This is a genomic window from Burkholderia sp. AU16741 (genome assembly GCF_002223345.1).
Taxonomy (GTDB): domain Bacteria; phylum Pseudomonadota; class Gammaproteobacteria; order Burkholderiales; family Burkholderiaceae; genus Burkholderia; species Burkholderia sola.
On sequence record NZ_NKEZ01000010.1, the window covers coordinates 33,279 to 60,012 of the forward strand.

General features: G+C 67.0%; 13 protein-coding genes. 7 read left to right on the forward strand and 6 right to left on the reverse strand.

Going from position 1 to position 26,734, the window contains the following annotated elements; genetic code table 11:
• The first annotated feature begins 21 nt into the window (after positions 1-21).
• Positions 22-414 carry a RidA family protein gene (locus CFB89_RS29035; RefSeq protein WP_089470962.1) on the forward strand — a complete coding sequence of 131 codons (393 nt, stop codon included), beginning with the start codon at positions 22-24 and terminating at the stop codon, positions 412-414.
• A gap of 19 nt (positions 415-433) precedes the next feature.
• Here the strand turns inward: CFB89_RS29035 and CFB89_RS29040 are convergent, their stop codons facing one another.
• From CFB89_RS29040 to CFB89_RS29065, 6 genes are all read right to left on the reverse strand, one after another.
• The gene (locus CFB89_RS29040) at positions 434-1,705 is read right to left on the reverse strand and encodes a cytochrome-c peroxidase (RefSeq protein WP_256979790.1); all 1,272 of its coding nucleotides are present in this window, start codon (positions 1,703-1,705) and stop codon (positions 434-436) included.
• 13 nt (positions 1,706-1,718) lie between these two features.
• Complete coding sequence (locus CFB89_RS29045; RefSeq protein WP_089470964.1) at positions 1,719-2,681, reverse strand: amidohydrolase family protein; 963 nt, start codon at positions 2,679-2,681, stop codon at positions 1,719-1,721.
• Positions 2,678-3,343: a GNAT family N-acetyltransferase gene (locus CFB89_RS29050; RefSeq protein WP_089470965.1), complete on the reverse strand. Its 666-nt coding sequence runs from the start codon at positions 3,341-3,343 to the stop codon at positions 2,678-2,680. Before CFB89_RS29050 ends, CFB89_RS29045 begins: the two co-directional genes overlap by 4 nt.
• 13 nt (positions 3,344-3,356) lie before the next feature.
• A complete protein-coding gene (locus CFB89_RS29055) occupies positions 3,357-4,382 on the reverse strand; it encodes a PLP-dependent cysteine synthase family protein (protein ID WP_256979791.1) in 1,026 nt (341 codons plus the stop codon).
• Between the two features lie 159 nt (positions 4,383-4,541).
• A complete protein-coding gene (locus tag CFB89_RS29060) occupies positions 4,542-6,389 on the reverse strand; it encodes a hypothetical protein (protein WP_144030175.1) in 1,848 nt (615 codons plus the stop codon).
• A 10-nt stretch (positions 6,390-6,399) separates the two neighbouring features.
• A complete protein-coding gene (locus tag CFB89_RS29065; RefSeq protein WP_089470967.1) occupies positions 6,400-6,666 on the reverse strand; it encodes an acyl carrier protein in 267 nt (88 codons plus the stop codon).
• A gap of 173 nt (positions 6,667-6,839) precedes the next feature.
• Between CFB89_RS29065 and CFB89_RS29070 the strand changes: the two genes are divergently transcribed.
• From CFB89_RS29070 to CFB89_RS29095, 6 genes are all read left to right on the forward strand, one after another.
• The gene (locus CFB89_RS29070) at positions 6,840-7,586 is read left to right on the forward strand and encodes a TenA family transcriptional regulator (RefSeq protein WP_089470968.1); all 747 of its coding nucleotides are present in this window, start codon (positions 6,840-6,842) and stop codon (positions 7,584-7,586) included.
• 13 nt (positions 7,587-7,599) lie between these two features.
• Positions 7,600-9,108 carry an AMP-binding protein gene (locus CFB89_RS29075; RefSeq protein WP_089470969.1) on the forward strand — a complete coding sequence of 503 codons (1,509 nt, stop codon included), beginning with the start codon at positions 7,600-7,602 and terminating at the stop codon, positions 9,106-9,108.
• Positions 9,109-9,175: 67 nt separating this feature from the next.
• Positions 9,176-11,434: an AMP-binding protein gene (locus CFB89_RS29080; protein WP_089470970.1), complete on the forward strand. Its 2,259-nt coding sequence runs from the start codon at positions 9,176-9,178 to the stop codon at positions 11,432-11,434.
• Positions 11,435-11,480: 46 nt separating this feature from the next.
• Positions 11,481-17,096, forward strand: a complete 5,616-nt coding sequence (locus CFB89_RS29085; RefSeq protein WP_089470971.1) for a type I polyketide synthase — start codon at positions 11,481-11,483, stop codon at positions 17,094-17,096.
• Positions 17,093-21,754: a condensation domain-containing protein gene (locus CFB89_RS29090; protein ID WP_089470972.1), complete on the forward strand. Its 4,662-nt coding sequence runs from the start codon at positions 17,093-17,095 to the stop codon at positions 21,752-21,754. Before CFB89_RS29085 ends, CFB89_RS29090 begins: the two co-directional genes overlap by 4 nt.
• 57 nt (positions 21,755-21,811) lie before the next feature.
• Positions 21,812-26,182, forward strand: a complete 4,371-nt coding sequence (locus tag CFB89_RS29095) for a thioester reductase domain-containing protein (protein ID WP_089470973.1) — start codon at positions 21,812-21,814, stop codon at positions 26,180-26,182.
• Positions 26,183-26,734 lie beyond the last annotated feature (552 nt).

Consider the following 26,734-nt stretch of genomic DNA (forward strand, 5'->3'; position numbering starts at 1 on the left):
TGCTCCAAGGAGAAGAACTGCATGAAACACTATGTAACGTCGGGCCATGAATTGCCGCAGTGGCCGTCGCCGATCAGCCATGCGGTGGTCGCGAACGATACCTGCTATCTCAGCGGCCAGCTTTCGCTGGACGTCGACGGCCGCTATGTGCCCGGCACGCCGGCCGAAGAAGCGCGTCGCGCGTTCGCGAACCTGTTCCGTGCGATCGAGGCGGCGGGATTCAGCCCGCGGGATCTCGTGTTCGTCGACATCGCGTTCTCCGACATCGGTGCGCTCGCGGAGGTGAACGACGTGTATGCCGATCTGTTTCCTGAGGATCGCCGGCCTGCGCGAACCGTCTATCAGGCCGCTGCGTTGCCGTTCGGCGGCCAGGTCAAGGTGATGGGCGTCGCCGTTCGCGACGCGTCGCGCTGACGCACGACGGCGCGGACGATCAGCGCTCGACGATGGGGCCGGAAAACGCGCCGAGCAGCGCGACGAGTTGCCGTTGCTCTTCGTCCGACAACGCGATCCTTTTCAGTTCGCTATGCCCGATCGCGGCCGCGGGCGCGTCCGCGTAGTGGCGCATCACGGCGTCCAGCGACGCGAATTGACCCGCGTGCATGTACGGCGGCCGCAGCGCGACGTTGCGCAGGCTCGGCGTCTTGAACGCGCCGAGCATTTGGGGATCGTCGGTCGAGATGAACTGCAGTTCCTCGCACTGCTCGGGCTTCGCGTCGCTGAACGGCCCCATGCAGTTGAATTCGTCGTGCAACACCTTGGCGACCGCCGCCGCGCGACCGGGATCGGCAGCCGTTCCGCTACGCGGCGGTACGCCGATGTTGTGGAACTGCCGGTCGCTCAGCATGGGTCCGGTGTGGCAGGTCATGCATTGGCCTTTGTTCACGAACAGGCGAAGGCCCGCTTTTTCGGTCGGCGTCAGCGCGGCGAGCTTGACCGGATCGCCGGCCCGGACGCCGTCGACATAGGTATCGAAGCGTGAAGGCCCATATTGAAGCGTCGCTTCGTACGCCGCGATCGCCTTGCCGAGATTCGCGAACACGCGCGACACGTCGGTGCGGGTGCGTTCGTCGAGTCCTTGCCAGGCAGCTTTCTCCGCGTCCGTGCCGAGCGGGCCCCCGTCACGGGGCAGCGCGCGCAGGTCGGGCAACGGTCCGAACAGCGGCTCGTAAGCGTCGCGGTAGTGCTCGGCAAGCACATGGGCGGCGCGCAGCCGGGTGCCGCCGTGTTCGTTGTGATCCTCGATCGGCCCGATCGCCTGCGACCACACGCTATCCTTGCGGCCGTCCCAGAACAGCCACGGCGCATCGGTCGTGCCGACGACGGGCATCGTGCGACGCGCGCCGATGCCCAGGCCGATCGCCAGCGGTCGCCCGTCTTCGAACTGGCGATCGGGGGTGTGACAGCTTGCGCAGGCGATCGCGCCGTTTCGGCTGAACCGAGGATCCGAGAACAATTGCTTGCCGAGCTGGGCCGCCCGTGGGGATGCGGCCACGCGATTCGACGGGTCGACTTTGGCGACGACGTTCGCGGGCAGGCGCATCGATTCGAGCTGTGCGCGTTCGTCGGCGCGCCAGTGGTCCGGCGCGTCGGCGGTTTCCGCCATCGCGTCGGCCCGATGCCCCGGCCATGCGGTCCAGACGAGCAGGGCACCGATCATCGACGCGGCCGTGAGCCCGTAGTGCGTGCGGGACGGCCGTCGCACGCGACGGCCGGACTCACGCGATCGCATCGATCGTGCGCGATGCCGGCAGCAGCGCGCGCGTATTGCCCGACATCAACCACTTGCGTTGCACCGGCGCGACGGCCGCGAGCGGGCCATCGGCGGCGAGGAACTGCTCCATGACCTTGCGGTGGCCGCCCGAATTGCGAAAGACCGGCCAGTCGGTGCCGAACAGAATCTTGTGATTGATGTTCATGCGGAACAGCTCCGCGAGGGCGACCGGCCACCCCCGCGGATGCTGCGAGCCGAGAAATGCGCTGACGTCGAGATACACGTTGGGTCGATACGCGCACTGTCGCGCGCAAGCGTCGACGTGATGGACGGCGCCGTGCGCGAGGATGAAGTTCACGTCGGGAAAATCGAACGCCGCGCGGTCGAGCAGATCCGGGTGCGAGTACGCAAACTCGAGCGCCGGGCTGGTCGGCCCCACGTGCAGAAGAACCGGCAACCGGTGGGCGCGACAGATTTCGTACAGCGGGTACAGGCGCTTGTCGCTCGGGCTGTAACCGCACGGCGGATAGAGTTTCAATCCGGAAAAGCCGTACTCGACCACGCCTTTCTCGAACAACGCGACACCGTCCGCGCCCCAACGCGGATCCATGCCGCCGAAAACGTGAAAGCGCTCGCCGTGACGCTGCAGAATCGCATGATGCTCGGCATACATCTCGGCGATCGTGAGATCGCTTTTCATCACGTACGTGAAATCGGGCAGCAACACCACGGCCTGCTCGATCCCGGCCGACGTCATGTCGGCCACGAGTGCATCGCCGAAGTGGTCCTGGCTTTGCGCGAGATAGGTATCGAGCAGTTCCGATCGCGATTTCCGTACGCCGTTGGCGACGAGCCGGACATGAACGTTGGCGCAGAATCCCTCGAGGAACGCGGTGGGGATGAAGCGCGTCGACGCGATGTGGCAGTGCGAGTCGATGATCGGCCCGTCGTAGATGGCGTGGCTCATACCGATGCTTTGGCGGGGGCGGTGCGTTCGGCGTCGCGACCCGAGAGCATGCCGAGCGCACGTTCCTTGAGGTCCGCCACGCGCTGCATCATGAAGTGGCCGGCATGCATCTTCCCGTTCGCGCGGGCGTAGTCCGGCAACGTGCCCCACGTCTGAAAACCGTAGTGTTCCCATACGCGGTGAGCGGGCGTGCCGTCCCGCACGTCGAGCGTCAACAGTTCGACATTGTCCCGATCGCATTGCAGCGCAATCTCGACGAACGCGGCGGGCAGCACGCCACCGCCGCGACAGGCGTCGTGGATCATGCCTTTCGCGAGGTCGGTGATATGGCGATTGTTCGGGTTCAGGTTGCGGCGCAACGTGCACAGGCCGATCAATTGCCCGGTGTTCGCGAAGATCGTCAGCAGGCGCACCTTTTCCGCGGCGAGATTCGAGCGCAGTTCCTCGAGATAGCGGTTCGCTTCCGCGTCCGTGATCGTTTCGGCGAAGCCGATGATCGGCGCGCTTTCGCTCGTGCGCCGCATCAGTTCGACGATCTGCGCGCCCAACGTATCGTCGACGGCGTTCGTCCAGCGATAGGTGACGTGCGTGACGTTGGCCTTCGGCAACACGATCGGATACTGCGCGCCGTCGGCAAGCAAGGTACGGATGGAGTCGTTCATGAGTGTCCCTGGATCACGTGGTTTCGAGGGCCACGGCGCTTTTGGCGCGTGGCGGGGGCGCGATGGTGCACAGGTCGTCGAGCACGGCCTGGAGGCCATGATCGACCAGCCACTGATCGTCGTAGATCGTGTCGAGATACTTGGTGCCGCTGTCGGGCAGCACGAGCACGATGTTGGCCGGGCCTTGCAAGGTGGCGACGTAGCGGCGTGCGGCCTGCGCGATGGCGCCGGACGAACCGCCGAGCAGCAACCCTTCGTCGAGCGCGAGGCGGCGGCAGCCGACGAATGCATCGCGATCGACGATGCGCATCGTTTCGTCGACGAGGTGAATCAGGATGTTGCCGGGCTGAAAACTCAGCCCCGCGCCGTTCTGCAGATGCGGCCGGTAGGTGCCGCCGAACACGACCGAGCCGTCGGGCTCGACACCGATCACGCGGGTGGCCGGGTCGCGCTCCTTCACGTAGCGTGCGATGCCGCTCAGATGGCTGCCGGTGCTGGCGGACACGATCACGGCGTCGAGCCGATCGGCGAGCTGGGCGACGATTTCGGGCCCGGTGGAGTAATAGTGGGCGTCGATCGCGGCCGGATTGTTGTATTGATCGAGGTTCACGCAATTCGGCACGCTCGCGGCAATCGCTTTCGCGACCGCAATGCGCTTGCGCTGATAGCTGCCCGTCTCGTCGGGGTGTTCGACCATCTCGACCTCTCCACCGAATGCGCGCACGAGATTCGCATTCGTCTTCGGTGTCTTCGGATCGAGCACGCAAATGAAGCGATAGCCGCGCGTGGCGCACAGCATCGCGAGTGCGTGCCCCATGTTGCCCGACGTCGATTCGACGATCGACCAGCCCGGCTTGAGGCCATGGTCGCGCTCGGCCTGGCGGAGCAACTGCAGCGCGCTCCGGTCCTTCACGCTGTTGCCGGGGTTGTAGCACTCGAGCTTTCCATACACGCGGATTCGCCTGTGTTCATTCGACAGGCTTTTCAGATACAGCAGCGGCGTATCGCCGATCAGTTCGACAAGGCTGTTTGCGTACATTCGACATCTCCGACCAGCGGGTTGGCGTTGGCTTGTGCGTCGTTTGCGAGTTGTACGACGCGACCGGCCGCGTGTGATCCGGCTTGCTTCACAGTGCGACTTTAGTGATCGATGCCCGGGGCCTGTAACTGTCCGAACGGGCATCGGAACGCGCGTGCGTCACAGTTCGCCCGACTCCATCTCCATCTCCGTTCCCATCTCGCCACGGTCGGCCGCCCGGAGGACACGCAGCCTCGGATGCGGCAGTGCGTCGGGTGTCAGCGCCCGAGCGCCGACGAACGTGCCGACGAGTTGCGCGAGCAGCGCCGCATTCTGGTGAACCATGTGATGACTGCCGGCCTGGAGCTCGACCTGGATCGGGCGAAGCTGGGCCGACGTAATGGCTCGCGCACGTATCGCGCAGGTCATTTCGTCGTATTCGCCGGTCACGAGCAGCGCGGGGATGCCGGCGATCGATCCGTCGGGTTCGGCTTCGATCCGATGGGCGCGGAAATTCAGCAATTGCCGGCTGTATTCGATCATGTTCGCCGGCGACACGAACGGTGCGTGCAGCCAGTGGCGGGTCGCCGAATCGGGTAGCGCGAACATCGATGCGTGGCCGCCCTCGCGTGCGTCGCTTCGTGCCCGCTTCTCCAGCAACCCGATCATCGATTTGGCCATGCTGTCCGCGGCCTTCGGCATGCGCGCGACGAGCGAGCACATCGTGTTGAGATTGTTTTCGTACGCGCTGTCGGCGCCGTCGTAGTCCTGCGCGCCGGCAAACGACGGAGCGATCAGGCTCACCGACGCGATGCGGCCGGGCAGTGCGCGGGCCAGCGCCAGCGCGTATCGGGCGCCTCCGCACCAGCTCGCGACGTGAATCGCGTCGATGCCCTCGACGTCCAGCAATTCAGCCACGCTTCGCGCGTAGCGGTCCGGCGCATCGGGGCTCGAATAGTAGGCGCGGGTCAGTTCTCCATCGGCTGGCGTATCGCTTGCGTCGTCCGCCAGGTAGAGGGAGAAATCCGGCGCCAATCCGGCCGCGAAGTCGTGCCACACGTCGTGCGGGATGCCGAATGCGTTGATGAGCAACATGGCCCGCGGGCCGCGCCCGGCAGAGAGATACCCATGCCCGCTGCCGGTCGTGATCCGGCGCGCGGACGGCAGGTCGACAAACCGGGGCGCGTCGCGCCGTTCGTGCCGGGCCGCGTGAGCGGCGACGCGTGACGCGATCCGGGCTCGCCAGTCGAAGCCGTCGCAGCGCAGCCGGTGAGAACGGATGTCGGTCGGCGGCACGTGTGCGTGATCCGGGTATCCCAGCATGTGCTCGGCATGCTTCAGATTCGTTTCGAGCAGCGCGAGGATGGCATCGGCGCCGGCCTGGTGGGCATCGCTTCGCGTCGGAATGGGCACCGTTTGCGCGACGCTTTCAGCGAGTTCGCGCCACGCAATACGCCGGTCGCCGTGCACGACGTGCAGGCCGGGCGACGCTTCCGTCACAAGCCAGGCCAGCACCGCTTCGGCCGTCAGCAGGCGAGCCGTGCCGGCCGTTTCGGCGGGCAACGCCAGCGGTGCCTGCTCGAAGTACGTGTCGGCGCGGCGGCGTACCTCGAATACGGTTTCGGCGACCGCGTCGGCGAGCGTGTCGAGCGACGCCGGCCAGCGCGTCCCGGCTTCGCCGATGGCCGCCGTGCCGTCCGCGAGCGCGTCGCCGAGCACGACGATGCATGCGTTCGCAACGGATGCGGACGCAACGTCGAGCGTGGCCGACAGGAGGCGGGGCAAGGACGCGAATTCGCGCGTGCGACGCATCTCGGGATCGTCGACGACGATGGCGAGCCGCCCGGAATCGGGCGCGTTCAATGCGTCGCGAAGCCGGGCGATGCGCGGGTACGCGCCGAGTGCCGTAGTCGTGTCGCCGGCCTCGGCCGCCGCGCCCAGCGCGTCGAGGTCGCCGGCATCCAGCAGGAAGACACGGTCGCCGCCGGCCGACGACATCCTGCATGCGTCGAGCGGATGATCGTTCATCGTCATCTCGTTACGCTTTCACGGACAACAGCATGTCCACCAGATCGACCGCATCGCCGATGGTTTCGAGGTTCGCGACCTGCTCCGTGTGCGAGGCGAAGCTGATGCCGAGCCGATCCTCGGTCAGCGCCATCAGCGACAGCAGCGAGATCGAATCGAGCATCAGATCCGACGTCAGCGACGTTTCCCGCGTCAGCATGTCCGGCGCAATATCGAGCGCAGCAATTTGCGGAATCAGTTCGGTAAGCGTAGCGAACACGTTCGCGTGGTCGTCCATCGGATTCTCCAAGTGCCGTAGGGGTTCCGCTTTATAGCGTCAAGGCACCGCACTGCCTACCTGCACTGACGTACAGGGTTGGCGCGGACGGGGAAACACTCGCCCGAACGGACAGGTTTCAGTCTTGAAAGCCGCCATTACATTGCCGGTTACCTCACCGACAGGGAACGATCATGACCCTCATCAAAGAAGCCGTGCTGATGGACAAAGCGACGTTTTCCCGCGCGCTGCGCGAAACACTGGACGAGCAGCTCACGCTCGATCACCCGATCTTCGCGGAGTTGTTCACGCCCCGGAAAAACTGGCGCTTGCTGAAGATCATCTCGCTCGAGGGATACCAGATCACCCGGTACTTTCTCGAGTACATCGAGAACCTGTATTTCCGCTGCCCGTTTCCCGACCACAAGCGCCGGCTGCTGTACAACCTGTTCGAAGAGGAAACCGGGCGCTTCTCGAAAACGAAGAACCATGTCGAGCTCATGGAAGACTTCATTCGCGCGCAAAACATCAGCGACGAGGAGCGCGATGCATGGACGCCGTCCGCGGCCACGCGCGAGTTGATCGACTATCGCCTTCAGAACTGCAAGGGCGAGGGCACCTACCATATCGGCGCCGCCGCGGTGATGATCGCGAGCGAAGGGCAGAGCCTGGAAACCCGCGCGGGCGACGCGCGCCACTCCATTCTGGCGAAGTGCTACGGGCTCACCGAGGAAGACACGCGATTCTTTTCGGTTCACCAGAAAGAGGACGTCGCGCACGTCGCCGAGGGCATCTCGCTCGTGACCGACCTGTGCACGACCGCGGAGATGCAACAGGAAGCGCTGTTCGCGGTGCGCCACACGTGCAAGCTGTTCTGGAACATGTATGAAAGCGCCGCGCAGAAGTATTACGCATCCGCCGAGGGCGTCGCGCACGCGTGACGGGACGACGCCGATGATGACCTTCGACGATCTCGTCGCGCGCTTGCGCGACAGCAGTCATACGCTGACCTTTGTCGACGACAAGGGGGCCGAAACCGTCCGGACCTTCCACGAACTGTTCGAAGACGTGCTTGCCACGGTCGAGCGCGGCAAGGCGATCGGCCTCGTACCCGGGGCGCGCGTCGGCATCGCGGCGCCGAACGGGTATCCGTGGATGGTGTGGGATCTGGCATGCATCGAGCTCGGCTGCGTATCGGTCGCGTTTCCGAACGATGGCCTGATCGACACGTGCGACGCGTTGATCGAGCGCTACCGGCTGAGCGTGCTGGCCGTGGACGCACGATGGCTCGATACCGCCGGCGCGATCGCCGGGCGCGTCGTGGATATCGATCCCGCCAGCCGCGGCGATTCGCACACGCGTATCGAGCCGGTGCGGGTCGAGCATGCGCCCGATACCCATTCCCTGGTGTTCAGTTCGGGCACGACGGGCAGGACCAAAGGGCTCGTGATGAGCCGCCGCGGCACCGCGCACTTGCTCGGCCTGTATGGCGACGCATTCGGCGTCGCGCCGGGCGACCGGTTCCTGACGTTCTTGCCGTTCGCGAACTATCAGCAACGGATGACGTACTACTTCTGCCTGTATCACGGGATCGATCTCGTGTCGGTGCCGTTCCACGGACTTTTTCCGGGTCTCAAACGGCACCGTCCGACGTTCGTGATCGCCCCGCCGGTGCTGTACGAGACGCTGCATACGCTGGCGCGCGCGGCTGCCGGGCCGGGCAGCGACCCGTCGACGCTCGCCGAGCGACTGAGCGCGCTGACCGGCGGCAACATCCGCTACATGGTCACCGGGATGGCGCCGATCAAGCGCGCGGCGCTCGATTTCTTCTGGGATTGCGGGATCGCGCTGTACGAGGCGTTCGGGATCACCGAGGCCGGCATGGTTGCGTGGAACAAGCCCGGGCACGTGCGCGTCGGTACGGTCGGCCAGCCGGCGGAGCCGGGCAGCGTCTCGTTACTGGAGGACGGTGAAGTCGTCGTCACACGGAACGCGCTGCTGTCGCTCGGCTACTTCGATGCGCCGGAAGAAGACACTCGCGCGACATTCATCGCGCCGAATGCGGTCGCGACGGGCGACATCGCCGAATTCGACCGCGACGGCTTTCTGCGCGTCGTCGGGCGCAAGAAGGACGCGATCGTCACGAGCAACGGCGAGAAATTCCATCCCGAGCCGATCGAGGCGCTGCTGTATCGCGATCCGCGTGTCGACGTGGCCGTGGTGATGGCCGGCCCGCAAGCGGGGCTCGGCGTCGTCATCGCGACGCGCCGGCCGGACGATCCGGAAGTCACCGACGCGCTGCGCGCACTCGTCCGTGCGGTCAACGGCACGCTGCCGGCACAACGGCAACTGGTGAAGGTGATTTTCACCGACCGTGCATTCGACGTCGAAGGCGGATTGCGCACGCGCAACCTCAAGCTCAATCGCCGCGCGATCGCGGACGCGTTCCTGCGAGACGCATGAGATCACCCCCGTGCGCAAGCCGCCGCCTTCGCGCGGGGGCTCGCACAGACCTCATTCTGGATACACCATGACGACGCATCCGAATCCGAACGTGTTTCAGATGGAAGTCGAACCGACCTCCATCATCGAGACGCTCGCCCATCACACCGAGCGGGACCCTGACCGTGTCGCGCTGACCATCCTGCGCGACGGCGAAGCGATCGAAAGCGAGAGCACGTTCGGGGATCTGCATGCCGGCATGATGCGCGTGGCGCGCGGACTCGCGCAATTGACCGGGCCGGGCGCTCGCGTGCTGCTGCTGTTGCCGACGAGCGCCGAGTTCGTCTGCGCGTTCTACGGATGTCTGGCATCGGGGCGCGTGGCCGTGCCGGCCTATCATCCGCAGCAGGTCCGCAAGGTCGCGCAATGGGCGAAGCTGCACGCGATTGCCGACAATTGCGGCGCCACGCTGATCGTGGCGCCGGCGACCTCGATCGATACCATCGAGACCCTGCGCGCGACGCAGCAGCTGTTCACCGGCTGCACGCTCGTCACATACGAAGCGCTCGTCGACGCCGGTGCGCGGGACACGTCGGCGTTGCCGCGCATGCCGGCGCCGGACGATCTTGCGTTCCTTCAATACACGTCGGGATCGACGGGCACGCCGAAGGGCGTGATGATCACGCACGGCAACATCATCGACAACCAACGGTCGATCGCGCTGCTGATGCGGCACGATCGCGACACCCGCATGCTGTCGTGGCTGCCGCTGTATCACGACATGGGGCTGTCGATGCCGTTGCAACTGGCGTCGATCGGGCTGTCGGTGGTGCTGATGTCGCCCGTTGCGTTCGTCCAGCAGCCGGGCCGATGGTTGCGCGCGATTTCCGCACACCGTGCGACGACGTCCGGCGGCCCGAATTTTGCGTATGCGCTTGCCGCTGCCGCGCTCGACGGAAGCGATGACGGAGGCCGGCTCGATCTGTCCAGCTGGCGTGTCGCGTTCTGCGGCGCGGAGCCGATTCATCGTCAGACCGTCACCGAGTTCATCGACGCCGCATGCCCGCACGGCTTCGCCCCGGGGGCGTTCTATCCGTGCTACGGGATGGCCGAGGCGACGCTGATCGTGTCGGGTGTCCCTTACGGCGAAGGCGCCCACTACCTGGACGTCGATAACGTGAAGCTCGCCGCCGGCATCGTTGAACCGGTTCCGCCGGGCGCCGCGAACGCGAAAAGTCTCGTGTCGTGCGGCGGCACGGCGCCCGGCACCGAGATCCGGATCGCGGGCCCCGATGGTCGCCCGGTCGCCGACCCGAACGGTGTCGGCGAGATCTGGGTGCGCGGCGGCGCGATCGGCGTGGGCTACTACGGCAACCCGGAAGCAACGCGGTCGACGTTCGGCGCGCATTTCGATGACGAGCCCGACGCACGTCCGTTCCTGCGCACCGGCGATCTGGGCGCGCGCGTCGACGGCCGCCTGTACGTGACCGGCCGCGTGAAGGACATGCTGATCGTTCGCGGACGCAACCTGTATCCGCAGGATATCGAAGCCTGCGTGCAGGACGCCGTGCCGGCGTTGCGTCGCGGATGCGGCGCCGCCGTATCGGTGCAGGCGGACGGTGAAGAGAAGCTCGTGATCATCCAGGAAGTCGGTCGCACCGCGCGCCGGACGCTGGACCTCGACGCCACGCTGCGCGCGATGGTGGTCGCGATCGGCGAGGACTTCGGGGTCACGCCGCACACGATCGTGCTGGTCGAGCCGGCGACCATCGAAAAGACTTCCAGCGGCAAGATCGCGCGCGCGCTGTGCCGTCGTGCGTATCTGCAAGGCGAACTGCGCGCCGTCGCCAGCTGGACCGACGGCGCCTACGCGATGGAGGCGGGCGCTGCACGGGACGGTGCGGTGGCGCCGGCTGTCGCCGAGGTGGAGACCCTTTCCGAACCGATGCTGATCGAGCGCGAGATCGCGGACCGGATCGTACGGATCGTCGCCGAGCGGCTCAAGATCGCCGAGACGCGGGTGTCGCGCACGGCCGCGTGGGTCGAGATGGGTTTCGACTCGATGAGCGCGCTCCAGTTTTCGTTGAAGGTGCAGCACACGATCGGGCTGACGTTCGACGCCGCCGTGCTGTGGGACTGTTCGAACGTCGAGCAGCTTGCGGCGCACCTGGCGCGGATGCAGGGCGCGGCCGATGCGTTGCGATCGAGCGACGCGCCCGCGTCGGCCGCCGCGCACGCGCATCCCGCGCCGATCGTCGGCGCCGACGCGCCGCCTACCCGGGATCAGCTTGCGGCGCTCTCCGACGCGCAGGCCGAAGCGCTGCTGCTGAAAGCGCTGCAGCGCTGAGCCGATCCCCGGCAGTCTCGTTCCGCGAACGTCTGGAGTGGTACACATGACCGAGTCCAACCGCGCGCCCGCCGCGCCCCTTACCCCCGTGAAGCAAGCGTTGCTGAAGATCGACGCGCTGCAACGCGAACTGGCCGACGCGCGCAGCGCGATGAACGAACCGATCGCCATCGTCGGCATGGGCTGCCGGCTGCCCGGCGGCGCGGATTCCGCCGACGCGCTCTGGTCGATGCTCGCGGACGGGGCCGACGCCGTCGGCCCCGTGCCGGCCGACCGATGGACCGATGCGATCTACGATCCGCGGCCGGGCCGGCGCGATACCAGCTACAGCCGGCATGGCGGGTTCATCGACGACGTCGATCGTTTCGATGCGGGATTCTTCGGCGTGTCGGAGCGCGAGGCGCCGCACATCGATCCGCAGCAGCGGCTGCTGCTCGAATGCACGTGGCGAGCACTCGAAGACGCCGGCTTTTCGCGAGAAACGATCGCGTCGTACCGAACCGGCGTGTTCGTCGGTTCGTCGGTCGACGACTACGCGCGCGTCAGCGAAGGCGTAGCAGCCGACACGCTCAGTTATGCGCAGACCTCGCTCGGTACCGCGCGGCCCTTCGCGGCCGGACGCATTTCCTACCTGTTCGGATTTCATGGCCCGGCGTTGCATCTCGACACCGCGTGCTCGTCGTCGCTCGTCGCCGTCCATTTGGCTTGCCATAGCCTGCGTACCCGCGAGTCCGATGTCGCATTCGCGGGCGGTGTCAACCTGATGCTGTCGCCGGAGATGACGATCGCGCTGAGCGAGCTTCAGGCGCTGTCGCCGAGCGGCCGCTGCCGGACGTTCGACGCGGCCGCCGACGGCTACGTGCGCGGGGAAGGCTGCGGCGTCGTCGCGCTGATGCGGCTGTCCGATGCGCGGGCGCAGGGCAGGCCGATCCGGGCGGTGATCCGCGGCTCCGCCGTCAATCACGACGGGCGCAGCAACGGGATGACGGCGCCGAACGGCCGCGCGCAACGCGACGTGATCCGCGAGGCGCTCGAGCACGCCGGCGTGTCGCCGGCCGACGTCGACTACGTCGAGGCGCACGGCACCGGTACGCCGCTCGGCGATCCGATCGAGCTGCGTGCGCTCGAGGACGTGTACTGCCGCGACACGAATCGCACCGGCGACCTGTACGTCGGCAGCATCAAGACGAATATCGGGCACCTCGAATCGGCCGCCGCGGTCGCCGGGCTGATGAAGGTCGTGTGCGCGCTGCAGAAGGGCGAACTGCCGCGGCACCTGCATTTCGATATGCCGACCACGCACGTCGACTGGCATGCGAACGGCATTCGCGTGCCGACCGAGCATGCGGCGTGGCCGTCGTCCCGACCGGGCCGGCGCGTGGCGGCGATCAGCTCGTTCGGCATGAGCGGCACGAACGCACACCTGATCGTCGAGGCATGGCAGGAGGCGCGCGCGGCGGAACCCGACGCGGACGTCGCGTTGGCCGGTCACGCGCGTCACGACATCTGGCCGTTGTCCGCCCACACGGCGCCGATGTTGAAGCAGGCGATCGAAGACTGCGCGGCGCACGTGCGGGCAGACGCGTCGCTGGCGCCCGACGCGGTCGCCCGCGCGCTGCGTCTCGCGCGCGACAGCCATCGCCATCGCGTGGCGATCGTCGCGGATGCTCGCGACACGCTGCTCGATGCGCTGTCGGACGCGGCGCGGGCCCTAACGGTCCGGAGCGGGCAGCCCGGCGGCGTTCGCGATCGGCTTGCGTTCCTGTTTACCGGACAGGGCGCGCAGCGCGCCGGAATGGCTCGACAGCTCTATCGGGATTTCGCGCCGTTTCGCGACGTATTCGACGCATGCGACAGCCATATCGAAGCGCAAGGAGAACTGTCGCTCGTGGACGTGCTGTGGGGCGACCATCAGGACCGGATAAACGAAACGCGTTACACGCAACCGGCGATGTTCGCGCTCGAGGTCGCGCTCGCGCGCTTGTGGATGCACTGGGGCGTCGTGCCCGATGTCGTGATGGGCCACAGCATCGGCGAGTACGTGGCTGCGTGCATCGCCGGCGTGTTCTCGATCGAGGACGGCTGCCGCCTCGTGACGGCGCGCGGGCGTTTGATGGATACGCTCACCGCGCCGGGCCGTGCGCTCGCCGTGTTCGCGAGCGTGCGTCAGGTGGCCGATGCCGTGCGCGACTACCCCGGACGGGTCGCTATCGCGGCGGACAACGCACCGGAGAGCGTGCTGGTGTCCGGCGACCCGGACGCGATCGAGTCGATCGAGCAACTGTTCGCGTCGCGCGGCATCGCGACGAAGGCGCTGGCGGTATCGCGCGCATTCCATTCGCCGCTGATGGAGCCGATGCTCGCCGAATTCGGCGCCGTCGCCGCGACCGTGCGGTATCGCGCGCCCGCGATTCCGATCGTGTCCAACGTGACGGGTCGATTCGAGGGCGAACGCCTGTGCGATCCCGCGTACTGGGTCGAGCACGTGCGGGCCACGGTGGCCTTCCGTGCGGGTGTCGACACCCTGCTCGACGACAAGGTGACGACGGTCGTCGAGATCGGGCCTGGCAAGACGCTTTCGAGCCTCGTCACCGCATGCGCGGCGGAGCGGGCGGATCGTGGCAACGTGATGGCGCTGCCGTCGATGAACCATGACGGGCGCGAGACCGAGCAGTTGTTGCGTGCGTTGGCACATGTCTATATGTGTGGCCGGCGTGTCGACTGGCATGCATACGAGCGCTCCCGAACCGGTGCGCCGATGCGGCAAGCCGCGCGCCGCGGCGTGCTGCCGCCGTATCCGCTCGAGGCACACCGCTACTGGGTGAATGCGCGGGAGCCGGCGCAGCGGGCGAACGTGCTGACGAGCGCGTCCGGCGCGCGGCGGACCGCCGGTCGCGGCGTGCTGGGCCGGCGTCTCGCGATTCCGGCATCGGACCACCTTCGCTACGAGAGCGAGGTATCCGATCGGCATCTGCCGTTTCTGGGCGGACACCGCGTGCACGGGCAACTCGTTTTCCCGGCGGCAGGGTTCGTCGAGGCGCTGCTCGACGCCGGATCGCGGCGCGATGGCGGCGATGCCGAACCGATGGCCGGCCGCTGGCTGGTCGCGCGTGACGTGTCGTTCGATAACGCGCTCACGCTGGAGCCCGGCCACGCGGTGACGTTCGGCACGGTCGTGCACGCAGGTGATACTCCGCATCCGGGCGAAGCAGGCGCGCGGATCGACATTCACGCCTGTCACGACACGGCCGCTTCGGAACCCGAATGGACGTTGCAATGCGCCGCGCAGATCGGGACGACGCACGGCGTTCCCGACGTGCCGGCACTTGACGCATGGCGCGCGCAATGCGGCGACGCGTTGCCTGTCGACGGTTTCTACGCGCGCTTGCAGGCCACCGGCCTCGAATATGGCGGCGCATTTCGCTCGATTCGCGCGCTGTCGCGGGACGGCGACGTGGCGCTGGCCCGAATCGAAATGGAGCCGGACGGCGCGGACGACCTCGTCCGCATCGTTCATCCGGCGCTGCTCGACAACGCGTTTCAGACCGTCGCGGGCGCGCTCTGGGATGCGGAACTGAACACCGCCTTCGTGCCGATCGGCATCGAGCGGATCGCTTGCATGCCGATGCCCGGCGTGCGGGCGGTGTGGTGCGCGGTGCGTGCGCGGGTGAAGCGCAGCCTTGCCACCGCGGATCTCTGGTTGTACGACGACGCGGGCAACTGCGTCGCCGTCGTCTCCGGACTGCGGCTGATGGCCGTCGATCCGCGCCGATTTCAGCGGGCTGCGGAGCCTGTCGCGCTGAATACGCTCGTCTGGCGGCCGTTTGCGGCGGCCGAACATGAAGGGGACGACGCGCACGCGAATTTCGTGCTGATCGGCAGCGGTTCCGCGCTGGACGCGATGCTGGCGCGCGCATGTGAAGACGCTGGCAACGCGTGTGCCATCGCGGCGCTGCCGGTGGACGACCGGTTCGACGACGATGCAGGTGCCCGGCGCATTCGTGCCGCGCTCGACGACGACGCACTCGACGGCCCGAATGCACGACCGACCGTGCTGCTCTACGTGTGGCCGTCGATGGACGATGCGGGATCCGAAGACGAACTCGCCGCGGTCGGCGCAGCTTACCGGCGCTTCGCGAACATCTGGCGCGAAGTGCAGTCGACCCGCTGGCCGCAGGGCACGCCGACCGTCTGCATCGTGACCCAGGCGGCGCAGCGCGTGCCCGGCATCGACGTGCGCGTGTCGCCGTTTCAGGCGGCCGCCTGGGGCGTCGCCCGCAGCCTCATGCACGAGAGCGGCGACGTTCCGGTGTGTGTGGTCGATCTGCCGTCACCGGATGCGGTGTCTTGCGCGAGCGCGCTGACCGCACTGGCGGGCGCCGCGGCGACCGGCGAGACGCAGTTCGTGTCGCATGGCGACACCGTATACGTCCCGCGGCTCGTCGCACGCGACGCCGGCGCGGCGCAACCGCTTGCGCACGGCGCCTATCTGGTGACGGGCGGGCGCGGTGCAATCGGCACGCGGGTGATCGAGCAGTTGATCCGGAAAGGCGTGCCGAAGATCGTGTCCGCCAGCCGCCAGGTGCCGGCCGACAGCGAACGCGCGCGGCTTGCATCGATCGCCGATGCGCACGGCACGATCGTCGAATTCGTGGCGGCCGACGTCGCGTCGGCCGCCGACGTCGACGCGCTCGTCCATGCGCTCGAGGCGGATTCCGCGCATCCGCTCGTGGGCGTCCTGCATGCGGCGGGCACGCTTGACGACGGCCTGCTCGCGACCCAGCCGATGACCGACGTAGTGAAGGTGCTCGCGCCGAAGGTCGCCGGAACGTTGAATCTGCATCGTGCGACCGCGCATCTGCCGCTGCGGCACTTCGTGTCGTTTTCGTCGATCGTGGCCTGCATCGGCTCCCCGGGGCAATGCGCCTATGCCGCCGCGAACGCCTACGTGGACGCGCTGACGGCCTTGCGCAACCAGGACGGCCTGCCCGGGCACACGATGAACTGGGGCCTGTGGGGCGGCAACGGGATGGTCGATCAGCTCGACGCGCGGCAACTGCGCCGCATCGCATCGTTCGGTCTCAAGCCGCTCGAGCCGGACGTCGCACTGCGCGTGTTCGACACGCTGGCCGCCGAACCGGACGGGCAGACGCAGATCTGGAACGTGGACGTCGATACGCTGATCAAGCGCAGCCCGAGCCGGGCGATGGGCGCACTGTTGTCGGAACTCGTGCCGACGCCGCCGCCGGCGCATCGCCCGGCCGGCACCGGCCCTGGCTTGCGCGAGCGCATCGCGGGGTTGCCGGACGGAGAGCGCATGCAATTGCTGCGCGGACATCTCACCGACGCAATCGCCGCGACCCTGCATACGTCGAGCGAGCGGATCGCGCCGGATATCCCGCTGATCGAACTCGGGCTCGATTCGCTGATGGCCGCGGAATTCCGCAATGCATTGCGTAGCGAGCTGGGCGTCGATGTTCCGTTCGGGCGATTGCTCGAAGGCGCGACGCTCGACGACGTCGTGCGCACGATCATGGCGACGCTCGACCGCGGCGAGTCGCGGGCCCTCGACGGAACACCGCCATCGCGCGCCGCGGACCGGATCGACGTGGTGTCGGGAGAAGCGACGTTCGGCGTCGAAATGGAAGGAGGAGAGCTGTGAGCTCGATCGAATTCATCAACGAACTGGCGGGGCGCGGCATCGAGCTCTGGGCCCAGGACGGCAAGTTGCAATACAAGGCGCCGAAGGGCGCGGTGACACCTTCGCTCGTCGACGAGCTGAAGACCCACAAGGCGACACTCATCGCGCTGCTCGAGCAATTCGCGGGAACGGCGGGCACCTACCCGCTCTCGTTCGCGCAGAAATCGCTCTGGTCGCTGCATCAGCTCAATCCCGACAGTGCGGCGTACAACGTGACGTACGCGACGCGCATCGACGACGACGTCGACCTGTCCGTGCTGCGTCGCTGTGTCGACTATCTGATCGCACGCCACCCGATCCTGCGCACCGCGTACCGCGTGATCGATGGCGAGCCGCGCCAGCAGGTCGGGTCGCAAGCGCGCGCCCGGTTCTCGGTCGATCGCGTGTTCGCGGCCGACGAAGCCGCCATCCGCCGGTGGATCGACGAAGAGTCGAATCGCCCGTTCGACCTGACGCAATCGCCGATCCGGCTCAAGCTGCTGCTGAACGAGCACGACGGCGCCGACGCGATTCGCGTGGTGCTGCTGTTGAACGTCCACCACATCGCCGCCGATTTCTGGTCGCTCGAGATCCTGCTCAACGAGCTTCGCACGCTCTACCGTCTTGCCCGCGCGGGCGAACCGCTGAAATTGCCGCCTCTGCCGGTGCAGTACAAGGATTGCGTCGAACACGAGCGCGCCCGGCTCGACGGCGCGGACGGCGAGCATCTCGCGGCGTTCTGGCGGCGCGAGCTGGCACACGGGTTTCCGGCACTGAGCCTGGCGACCGACCGGTTGCGCCCGCCGCGCAAAACCGAGCATGGCCGCGTGTACGACCGGTCGCTCGGCGCGACGCTATCGCATCGGGTGCGCGACACGGCCAGGTTGCTGCGCGTGACCCCGTACATGCTGCTGCTCGCGGTCTATCAATTGCATCTTCACCTTCATACCGGGCAGGCGCGCTTGATGATCGGCGCACCGACTTCCGGGCGCAATGCGCCGGGCAGCGAGAGCGTGGTCGGCCATTTCGTGAACACGGTCGTGCTCGCGTGCGAAGTCCGGCCGGACGACACATTCGACGATCTGCTGCGGCGCACGCGCGAGATGATGCTGCGCGTGCTCGATCACCAGGATTATCCGTTTCCGTTGCTGGTCGAGGCACTGCGTCCGGCGCGCGATCCGAGCCGGTCGCCGATCTACCAGGTGATGTACAACTGGAACCAGGCTCGCGGCGATTTCGCCGCCGAAGGCGGGGATGGCGTGCCGTTCTATCGTGAGCGTCTCGCCGCATCGAGCACCGGTACGCGCGGCGCGACACACGACCTGACGCTCAACGTACAGGATCTCGGCGACGAATATCTGACCGCCTGGACGTTCAATACGGATCTGTTCGACGACGGAACGATCGAGCGATTCGCGAGCCAGTATGCGCATCTCGTCGAGCAGGTGGTGGCTGACACCAGCCGTTCTCTGCACCATTACACGCTCGCGACCGCACCGAGCGACGATGCGCGAAACCGCATTGCCGCGGCCGACGCATTCGTGCGTCGCACGTCCCATGTCGAATCCGAGATGCCGCAGGATGCCTCGCGCGTGGTCTGGCAATTCGACCATCGCGCGATCAGCGACGGCGAGGTCCGCGATGCGATTCGTGCCGTCCGTGCGCAACTGGATGCCCTCGGAATCGGTGCCGGAAAACGTGTCGAACTCCGACTGCAAAGTGTCGCCGAGCGCGCGGTCGCGTTGCTCGCGATCCGTGCCGTGGGCGCATGCTATACGGTGTCGGACGACACGGCCGACGCAGTGTGCCGCGGTCGTAGCAACGGGTGGTCCGGCTGGGAGATCGACGCGATCGAAGTGGTGCATGCGCGCGAGGCCGCCGCGCGTGCCGACGGCGTTGCCGCAGGCAACGCGTCGGCGGTCGAGCCGCTGCTCGACTATGTCGGTCAATTGCTTCATCTCGACGCCAACGTAACGACGCTCGTTCCGCACGGCGCGCATGACGGGCTGTCGGCAGCGGCGCTGGCCCAGGTCGTACTCGTTGGCGGCACGGCTCGACTGTCCGGGCAGGCCGCCATCGGTGCGCTCGCTTCCGGCGACCCGGCGATCGCGAACAGCGCGTACGCGGCGCTCGACCGGTTGCTCGCGGACGGCCCGTCGCTCCTCGTGCCGTCGCTTCTGTTGCAACGTGCCGATGTCGCCGGCATGGGGCGGGCACGCGCGCTCGTCGCGTACGGCGAGCATCCGCAACCGTTGAAGTCGTTCGCCGCCGCCAACCGGATAGCCGCAGCGGCGTACTTCGTTCCGGTGCAGCACTCGGACACCGGTTCGGCGCTGTGTGCGTTCGCGGCCGGGCCGGACGGCTGGCAATTGCTGGCGCCGTCGTATCCGGGGCGCGTTGCGTTCGCGCTCGGATCGTCCGGAAGTTTCGCAGACGATCGTCAGGCCGGAAAACTGCATTTCTTCGACGGCGCGTCGATCCGCGCATCGGGTGCGGGGGCGCCGCTCGAAACCGCGCGCCCGGACACGACGCTGATACCCACCGGCGTGTCGGTCGTCCGCCGTGGCGGCGACCTGCTGTGCGCCGATCCTTCGTCGCGGGTCGCGCGTCACCGGCCCGTGCCGATCGAGATCGGCACGGTCGAGCAGGCCATCTCCGCGATTCCCGGCGTGGCCGCCGTCGCCGGTGCGTGCGTCGTTCGGGACACGCAGGAAATGCTGGTCGCCTATCTCGTCGCGGAGGATGGCCGCGCGGATGCGCATGCACTCGAACACGCGGTTCGTTCGGCACTGAAGCATGCGCTGCCGGACTCGATGCACCCCGACGCGATCATGGTGCTCGACCGGCTGCCGCTCGACGCGGGCGGCGCACTCGACGCAGGCGGGCTTCCGCTGCCTCGCGCGAGCGAGCGGGCCGACCGTGGCGCGTCGTCCGACATCGAACGCAAACTCGCCGCGATCTGGGCCGATGTCCTCGGCCAGCCGTCCGTCGGCGTCGATCAGGATTTCTTCGAACTGGGCGGCGATTCGATTCTGGCCGCGGTCATCGTGTCGCGGGCCGCGCTCGACGGCATGTATTTGAAGCCGCAGGACATCTTCCTGCATACGACCGTGGCGAGCCTGTCGACGGTGGTGCGCGAGACGCCGGGTCTCGATGTCGATCAGGGGCCGGTGCAGGGCGAGACCGTGCTCGGTCCGGCGGCGCAATGGTTCGTCGAGCGCGTCGACGTCGATCGTTCGCACTTCAACCAGGCGCTGCTCGTTCCGCTCGGCGAGACGCCCGACGCGAACGTCATGGCCGAGGCGATTCGCGTCGTCATGCGCCATCACGACGTGTTGCGTTCCCGGTTCGTCGCGCACGGCGACGGAATGCGGCACGTGTTCGCCGGCGACGCCGACGCCGTCGATTTTGCGGTTGTCCCGTGTATCGACTCGTCCGGCCGGCATTGCGAACGCATGTGGCGCAGCGCGATCGACGCCGCGCAGAGCAGCCTCGACCTCGAGGGCGGCCGGCTCATCGCGGTCAGGTGGCTCGAGAGCACGAGTGTGTCGAGCAGCCGGCTGTTGATCGTCGTCCATCACATGGCGATCGACGGCGTGTCCTGGAGCATCCTGCTGCAGGATCTGGCCGATTGTTATTTGCGATTGCGTGCCCGCACGGCCGCGGCGTTGCCGTTGAAGACGAGTTCCGTGAAGGCTTGGGTCGACCAGTGGCTTGCGCTGGCGCAGGGCGACGCGCTCGACGACGATCGCCTCTACTGGCGCAACGTGAACGCACAGGTGCGCGAGGTGCTGGGCGGGCCGAAGCGGGTGGCGCTGATGCGTCACGGGCTGACCTCGATCGTTCAGCATGCTTATCAGGAATCGTCGCTCAGTTGCGCGATCACGCTCGATGCGGATCTGACGCACGCGTTTCGAACCACGGCGCCGCGTGCCTATGGCACCGATGCAAACGATCTGCTCATCGCCGCGTTGCACGCGGGTTTCCATGCATGGAGCGGCAGCGACGCGTTGCTGGTGGACGTCGAGGGGCATGGCCGGGACGTACTCGGCGACGCGATCGACCTGAGCCGCACGGTCGGCTGGTTCACGTCGATCTATCCGGTGTTGATCGACACGCCGGCTAACGCGTCGGATCCGTCGGCGCTCGTCAAGTCGGTCAAGGCCCGACTGCGCGAGGTGCCGCGAAAGGGCGCGAGCTATGGCGTGCTGCGCTATCTCGACACGAAGCCGCAGGCCGGCGCCGATGCGCTGACGTCGTTTCCGCGCGCACCGATCCTGTTTACCTATCTCGGTCAACTGGAGCAATTGTCGGGGCCGTCGTCGCCGCTGTACGGCGGGCCGCCCGAACCGGCGCCGGGTATCCGCAGCCCGCGCCAGCGGCGCACGCACCTGCTGGACGTCGTCGCATACGTGTCGCGCGGCAGGCTGACCGTCGAGTCGAGCTTCTTCGGGGTGCCGGGCGTCGACGAAAGCATCGGCTGCCTGATGTGCCGCGTCGAAGAGGCGTTGACGATGCTGATTCGCCATTGCAGCGCCGACGGGGTGGGCGGTCTGACACCCGACGACGTTCCTCAACTCGATGTCGACCAGGACGCGCTCGACGCGCTGCTGGAAGAAATCGACGCACTCGAGCGCTGAACGCGGCGGCGCGCGATACCGCGCGTTCGTCGAGCATGACCGCACCAGGAATCCAGGATGACCCGAAACGTCGATACGATTTACCCGCTCACGCCTCTGCAGCGAGGCATGCTTCACCATTCGCGACTCGATCCGGCCTCCGGCATCTACGTCGAGCAATTTTCCTGCGTGTTGCATGGCCCGCTGGACCTCGAGCGATTCCGCGGCGCGTGGGAAGCGGTCGTGCATCGCCACGACACACTCAAGACGCTGTTCATTCGCCTGCACGAAGAGAATCCGTTGCAGGTCGTCCGGCATACGGTCGGATTGCCGTTCGAGGTGATCGACTGGCGCGATCACGTGGCCGACGAGCAAGCCGATCGATTCGAACATCTGCTGGCGAGCGATCGTGCGCGCGGCTTCGATTTCAGCGTCGCGCCGCTGATGCGCGTCACGCTGATCCAGCTCGGTCACGAGCGGCATCGGTTCCTCTGGACCTATCACCACGCGATCCTCGACGGCTGGTCGATGCCGTTGCTGCTCGGCGAGGTGTTTCAACGTTATTCCCGCCCGGACGCGCCGCTTCCTGCCATCGCGCGGGACTATCGCGACTACGTTGCGTGGCTGCGCACGCGCCATGGCGACAGTTCGCTCGACTATTGGCGCGATCTGTTGCACGGCTATCGCAAGCCGGCAGGATTCGCGCCGTCGGTATGCCCTTCGCCGGCAAACGGCGCAGCAGGCGGCGCCGACACGCGCCGCACGCTGTCGGTTCGGGCCGACACGATGCCGGCCGGATGGATGGAGGCGGCCAGTCGCGCATGCCGCGCCGCCCGGGTGACGCTCAACACGCTTTGCCAGGGTGCGTGGGCGATGCTGCTTGCGCGCTACGGCGGTTGCAACGACGTTGTCGGCGGCATCGTCGTATCGGGGCGTGCCGCGGAGGTGGACGGTATCGAACGCATGGCCGGCCTGTTCATCAACACGCTGCCGTGGCGCGCGACGCTCGACGGCGAACTCGATACGGCCGACTGGTTGCGGCGCTTGCAAGCCGATACGCAGCGGCTGGAACAGCATGCGCCCAGCGCACTCACGGACGTCTTGAAATGCAGCGAAGTGCCGCGCCAGCAATCGCTGTTCGATACGCTTTACGTATTCGAGAACTATCCGGGCCGGGATGCGTTCGACCGGCTCGCGGCGAGTTGCGGGTGGCGGATCGACGAGCCGCGTGCCGTCGAGGAAACGAGTTATGCACTGGCGCTGGTCGTATTGCCGACGGATACGCTGACGTTTCAGTTGACCTACGACACCGCCCGCTTCGACGCGGCATTCATTGAACGCATGGCTTCGCAATACCGCGGACTCCTCGAAGTCCTGATCGACGCGACGCCGCGAAAAGTATGCGATCTCGTGCTCGATGCGCGATCGTCGACGGGTGCCGGCGGCGCGCCCGACGCATCCGCACACGCATCGATCGGCGACGCGACGTTGTCCGCGCATATCGCCGCGCAGGCCGCTCGCACGCCGGATCGGATCGCCTTTTCCCGACCGGACGGGCGCGAGTCGCCGGGTGACGCGCACGGCGTCACCTATGGAACGATTGCCGATCGCGTGCAGCGTGCCGTGCGTCAATGGCGACGTTTCGGCTATCGGCCGGGCGAGCGCGTGCTGATTGCATGCGATGACGCCGTGTCGGGGCTGGTGTTGCTGCTGTCCGGACTGACGTATGGCGTCGATTGCGTGATGACCGACCCGAATCTGCCGTCGTCCACGTTCGATGCGATCGTCGATGGCGGTTGGTCGCCGGAACCGCTGCGAAGCTGCGTGACGACCGCGCAGCATACGCCGTTGACCGGCGTCATGTGTTACGTATTCGACGAGCAGGATCCGATGTACGGGCAAATCGACGGTACGCTCGACGATTGGTCGGATCCGGTGCAGGGCGCCTGCTCGCTGCTGCGGCGCGATATCGATGGCGATTGGCATGTCATGCGCTATACGCACGCCCAGCTTGTCGAAGCCGCGCGCGCGTTCGGCGCGACGTTACCGGCCGGTGCGTCGCGGGATGTTGCGCTCGGCGACGGGCCGCTGTCGCATACGGCGTTGTGGACGGTACTGGGCGCACTGAGTGCCGGGCTGTCGCTGCACCAGATCGCGAGCGCCGGCGATCCCGCGTTTGTGCGGCGGGCGGCGTCTGCGGACGCGCACTGGCACGGTATCGTCCTCAGCCCGGAAGCGACGCGTCATATCGTCCGCGCTTCCTCGATGCTGTCGGCCGGCGCGCTTCGCACCGACTGGATCGTGGTCGATGCACGCTCGTTGACGCGTGCGGACGCCGCGCGGCTCGTCGAGCTCGCACCCGGCGCGAAACGCTTGCGACGATTGTGCTGGCCCGCGTGGTCGCTCCCGCATGCGGTGTCGTCGGCCGATGGATTCGATCGCGTCGAATCGGGCGTGGTATCGGCAAAATCGGCCAATGAATCCGTGTTCGTGGCCGACACCCATCTGAATCCGGCGGGTGGGGACGCGCTCGGTACGCTCGTCGTGTCGGGGCATTCGGTGCCCGATCTGATGCTGCGCAACGGCAAGCCGGACCGGGACAGCCTGACCGTCACGCGCAACGGGACGTGGTTGCGCACGACGCTGGACGCGTGGCACACGGAGCATGGCTGTCATACGTGGCTGCCCGACCGGAATGCGGGTTCCGACGAGACGACGGTGGACTGGCTCGATTTCGAGGCCGACGTTGCGCGGCAGGCGGGTGTCGATGAGGTCGCGCTCGTGGAGCGGATCGCCGAAAGCGGGCAATGGGACTATGCGCTGTTCCATCAGGACGCGACGGCCGACGCCGCGGATATCGTGCGCCGGCTGGCCGCGCTGCGCGGCGTGCCGGCACTGTCCGCCGGCGCAATCGTCGCGCTCGCCGCGCTGCCGCGTTCCGCAAAAGGCAGGATCGACCGCGTCCGGCTGCTGTCCGGTGACGTCGAGGTTCGCCAGCATGACCGCCAGGCGGCGCCTCGCGACCTGGTGGAAACGGCGATCCACGACATCTGGTGCGTGTTGCTCAAGCAGCCGCGCATCGGCATTCACGACAATTACTTCGATCTCGGCGGGGATTCGCTGCAAGCGACCGTGATGCTGTATCAGATCGGCGAACGGCTTCAGCAGCCGATCGACATGGAAACGCTGCTGGCCGCCCCGACGATCGCCGGCCTGGCCGCCAGCATCGCGAATGGCGATGTGCGTCGCGATACGCCGGCCGTCGATTTGCAGGATGAAGCGCGACTCGACCCGACGATCGAGACACGGGAACCGTATGCGTGGCGCCCGTATCGCACGGTGTTGCTCACGGGCGCGACCGGATTCCTCGGCGTGCACCTGCTTCATACGCTGCTCGAGACGACCGACGCGCGCGTGATGTGCGTGGTTCGCGCCGACGATCCGGCGGCCGGCGTACGGCGCATCGAGGCCGCGATGCAGTCGCATGGCTTGTGGGACGCGCGGCACCGCGATCGGATCGTTGCCGTGCCGGGCGATCTTGGCGAACCGAACCTGGGCTTGTCGGCGGCTGCATTCGACGCGCTCGCACGTGGAATCGATGCGATCTACCACAACGGCGCGCTTGTCAACTTCGTTTATCCGTACGCGACGCTGAAGCAGGTCAACGTGCTGGCGACGCAGGACATCGTCAGGCTGGCGAGCCTGCATCGCGTGACGCCGATTCACTACGTGTCCACGGTCGGCACGCTGAACCGATATTCCGATGCGTTGCCCGAAACGCTCGCGGTGCCGTTCCACGAACACCTGACGAGCGGCTATGAGCAGAGCAAATGGGTCGCCGAGCAGTTGCTCGCCCAGGCGCACGCGCGCGGCGTTCCCGTCACGGTCTATCGTCCGGCGCGGATCGTCGGGCATGCGGTGAGCGGGCGGATGAACCTGGACGATCTGTTCTGTCGATTGATCAAGGGCATCATCCTGTTTGGAAAGGCGCCGCGCGACGTGGGGTTCGACAACATCCTGCCGGTCGACGTCGTCAGCCGGATCATCGTACGTGCGTCGCTCGACCCGACTGCCGCGGGGCATGGCGTGCATGTGGTCAACCCGCGCTGGAACTCGCTGGACGCGCTGGTCGATTTCATCGAAGACGAAGGCTTCGCGATCGAACGGACGAGCTACGACGCGTGGCTCGCGGCATTGGCCGAACATGTCCGGCAGGACCCGGCGCATCCGCTTTCGATGCTGATTCCGGTACTCAAGAAATTGAACCCCGTTGCGGATCCGACGGTCGGGCGCATTCTTCCGATCGACGTCACCCAACTGAAGCGGCTTGCGGGTGACGTGCTCGCATTGAGTCTGCGTCCAGCCAACGACTGGTTGCGCACGTTCTTCGATTACTTCTACGAAGACGGTTTTCTCGAGCAGCCGCATGAAAGGCTGGTCACCGCATGAGGGGCGGTTCGCCGATCTGACCGAGCGCGAGACGATGATCTGAAGTTGGCACCATCGGGTCGCAAAGACCGATCTCGTCGAATCGTCGATGCCGGGAAGGCGGGGCCGCCGCCGTCCCGGTTCCCGCATTGCCCGATAGCGATGCGTTGCCGTGCTGCAAGCCGAGCGGCGGGCGAGCCGGCATCGAAACGGTATCTGCCGACCGTGTTCGCGGGTCACGTGCGGTTGAAGTGCCGGGCTTCGACGGTGCGCATGCGCAGGGTCGCCCGGCGGCAGCGCTTCCGTCGGTGAGAAAGTGCCTCCAACGAACATCACCGAAGCGCCGCGCTCGATCAGTCCCGGATCGACGGGTGACTCCTGCCCAATGCCCGCGCGCCATGCTTAAATAGCAGGGCTCCCGACAGCCGGCCGCCACGATCGCAGCGCCGGTCGGCACGGGCCAGCATGTCCGATCGACACCGTGACGACAGACGATACGAAAGTGCCGTTCCGGCCCGCCCGGCGCGGTCCGATAGCATTCCAGGGCATCCCGTCATGACCATTCGCGCGATC

Bases quoted from the DNA above. Each gene is read 5' to 3' on its own strand.
- CFB89_RS29055 (WP_256979791.1), bottom strand. From the start codon at position 4,382: ATGTACGCAAACAGCCTTGTCGAACTGATCGGCGATACGCCGCTGCTG.
- CFB89_RS29080 (WP_089470970.1), top strand. From the start codon at position 9,176: ATGACGACGCATCCGAATCCGAACGTGTTTCAGATGGAAGTCGAACCG.
- CFB89_RS29035 (WP_089470962.1), top strand. From the start codon at position 22: ATGAAACACTATGTAACGTCGGGCCATGAATTGCCGCAGTGGCCGTCG.
- CFB89_RS29085 (WP_089470971.1), top strand. From the start codon at position 11,481: ATGACCGAGTCCAACCGCGCGCCCGCCGCGCCCCTTACCCCCGTGAAG.
- CFB89_RS29060 (WP_144030175.1), bottom strand. From the start codon at position 6,389: ATGAACGATCATCCGCTCGACGCATGCAGGATGTCGTCGGCCGGCGGC.
- CFB89_RS29095 (WP_089470973.1), top strand. From the start codon at position 21,812: ATGACCCGAAACGTCGATACGATTTACCCGCTCACGCCTCTGCAGCGA.
- CFB89_RS29050 (WP_089470965.1), bottom strand. From the start codon at position 3,343: ATGAACGACTCCATCCGTACCTTGCTTGCCGACGGCGCGCAGTATCCG.
- CFB89_RS29075 (WP_089470969.1), top strand. From the start codon at position 7,600: ATGATGACCTTCGACGATCTCGTCGCGCGCTTGCGCGACAGCAGTCAT.
- CFB89_RS29045 (WP_089470964.1), bottom strand. From the start codon at position 2,681: ATGAGCCACGCCATCTACGACGGGCCGATCATCGACTCGCACTGCCAC.
- CFB89_RS29070 (WP_089470968.1), top strand. From the start codon at position 6,840: ATGACCCTCATCAAAGAAGCCGTGCTGATGGACAAAGCGACGTTTTCC.
- CFB89_RS29065 (WP_089470967.1), bottom strand. From the start codon at position 6,666: ATGGACGACCACGCGAACGTGTTCGCTACGCTTACCGAACTGATTCCG.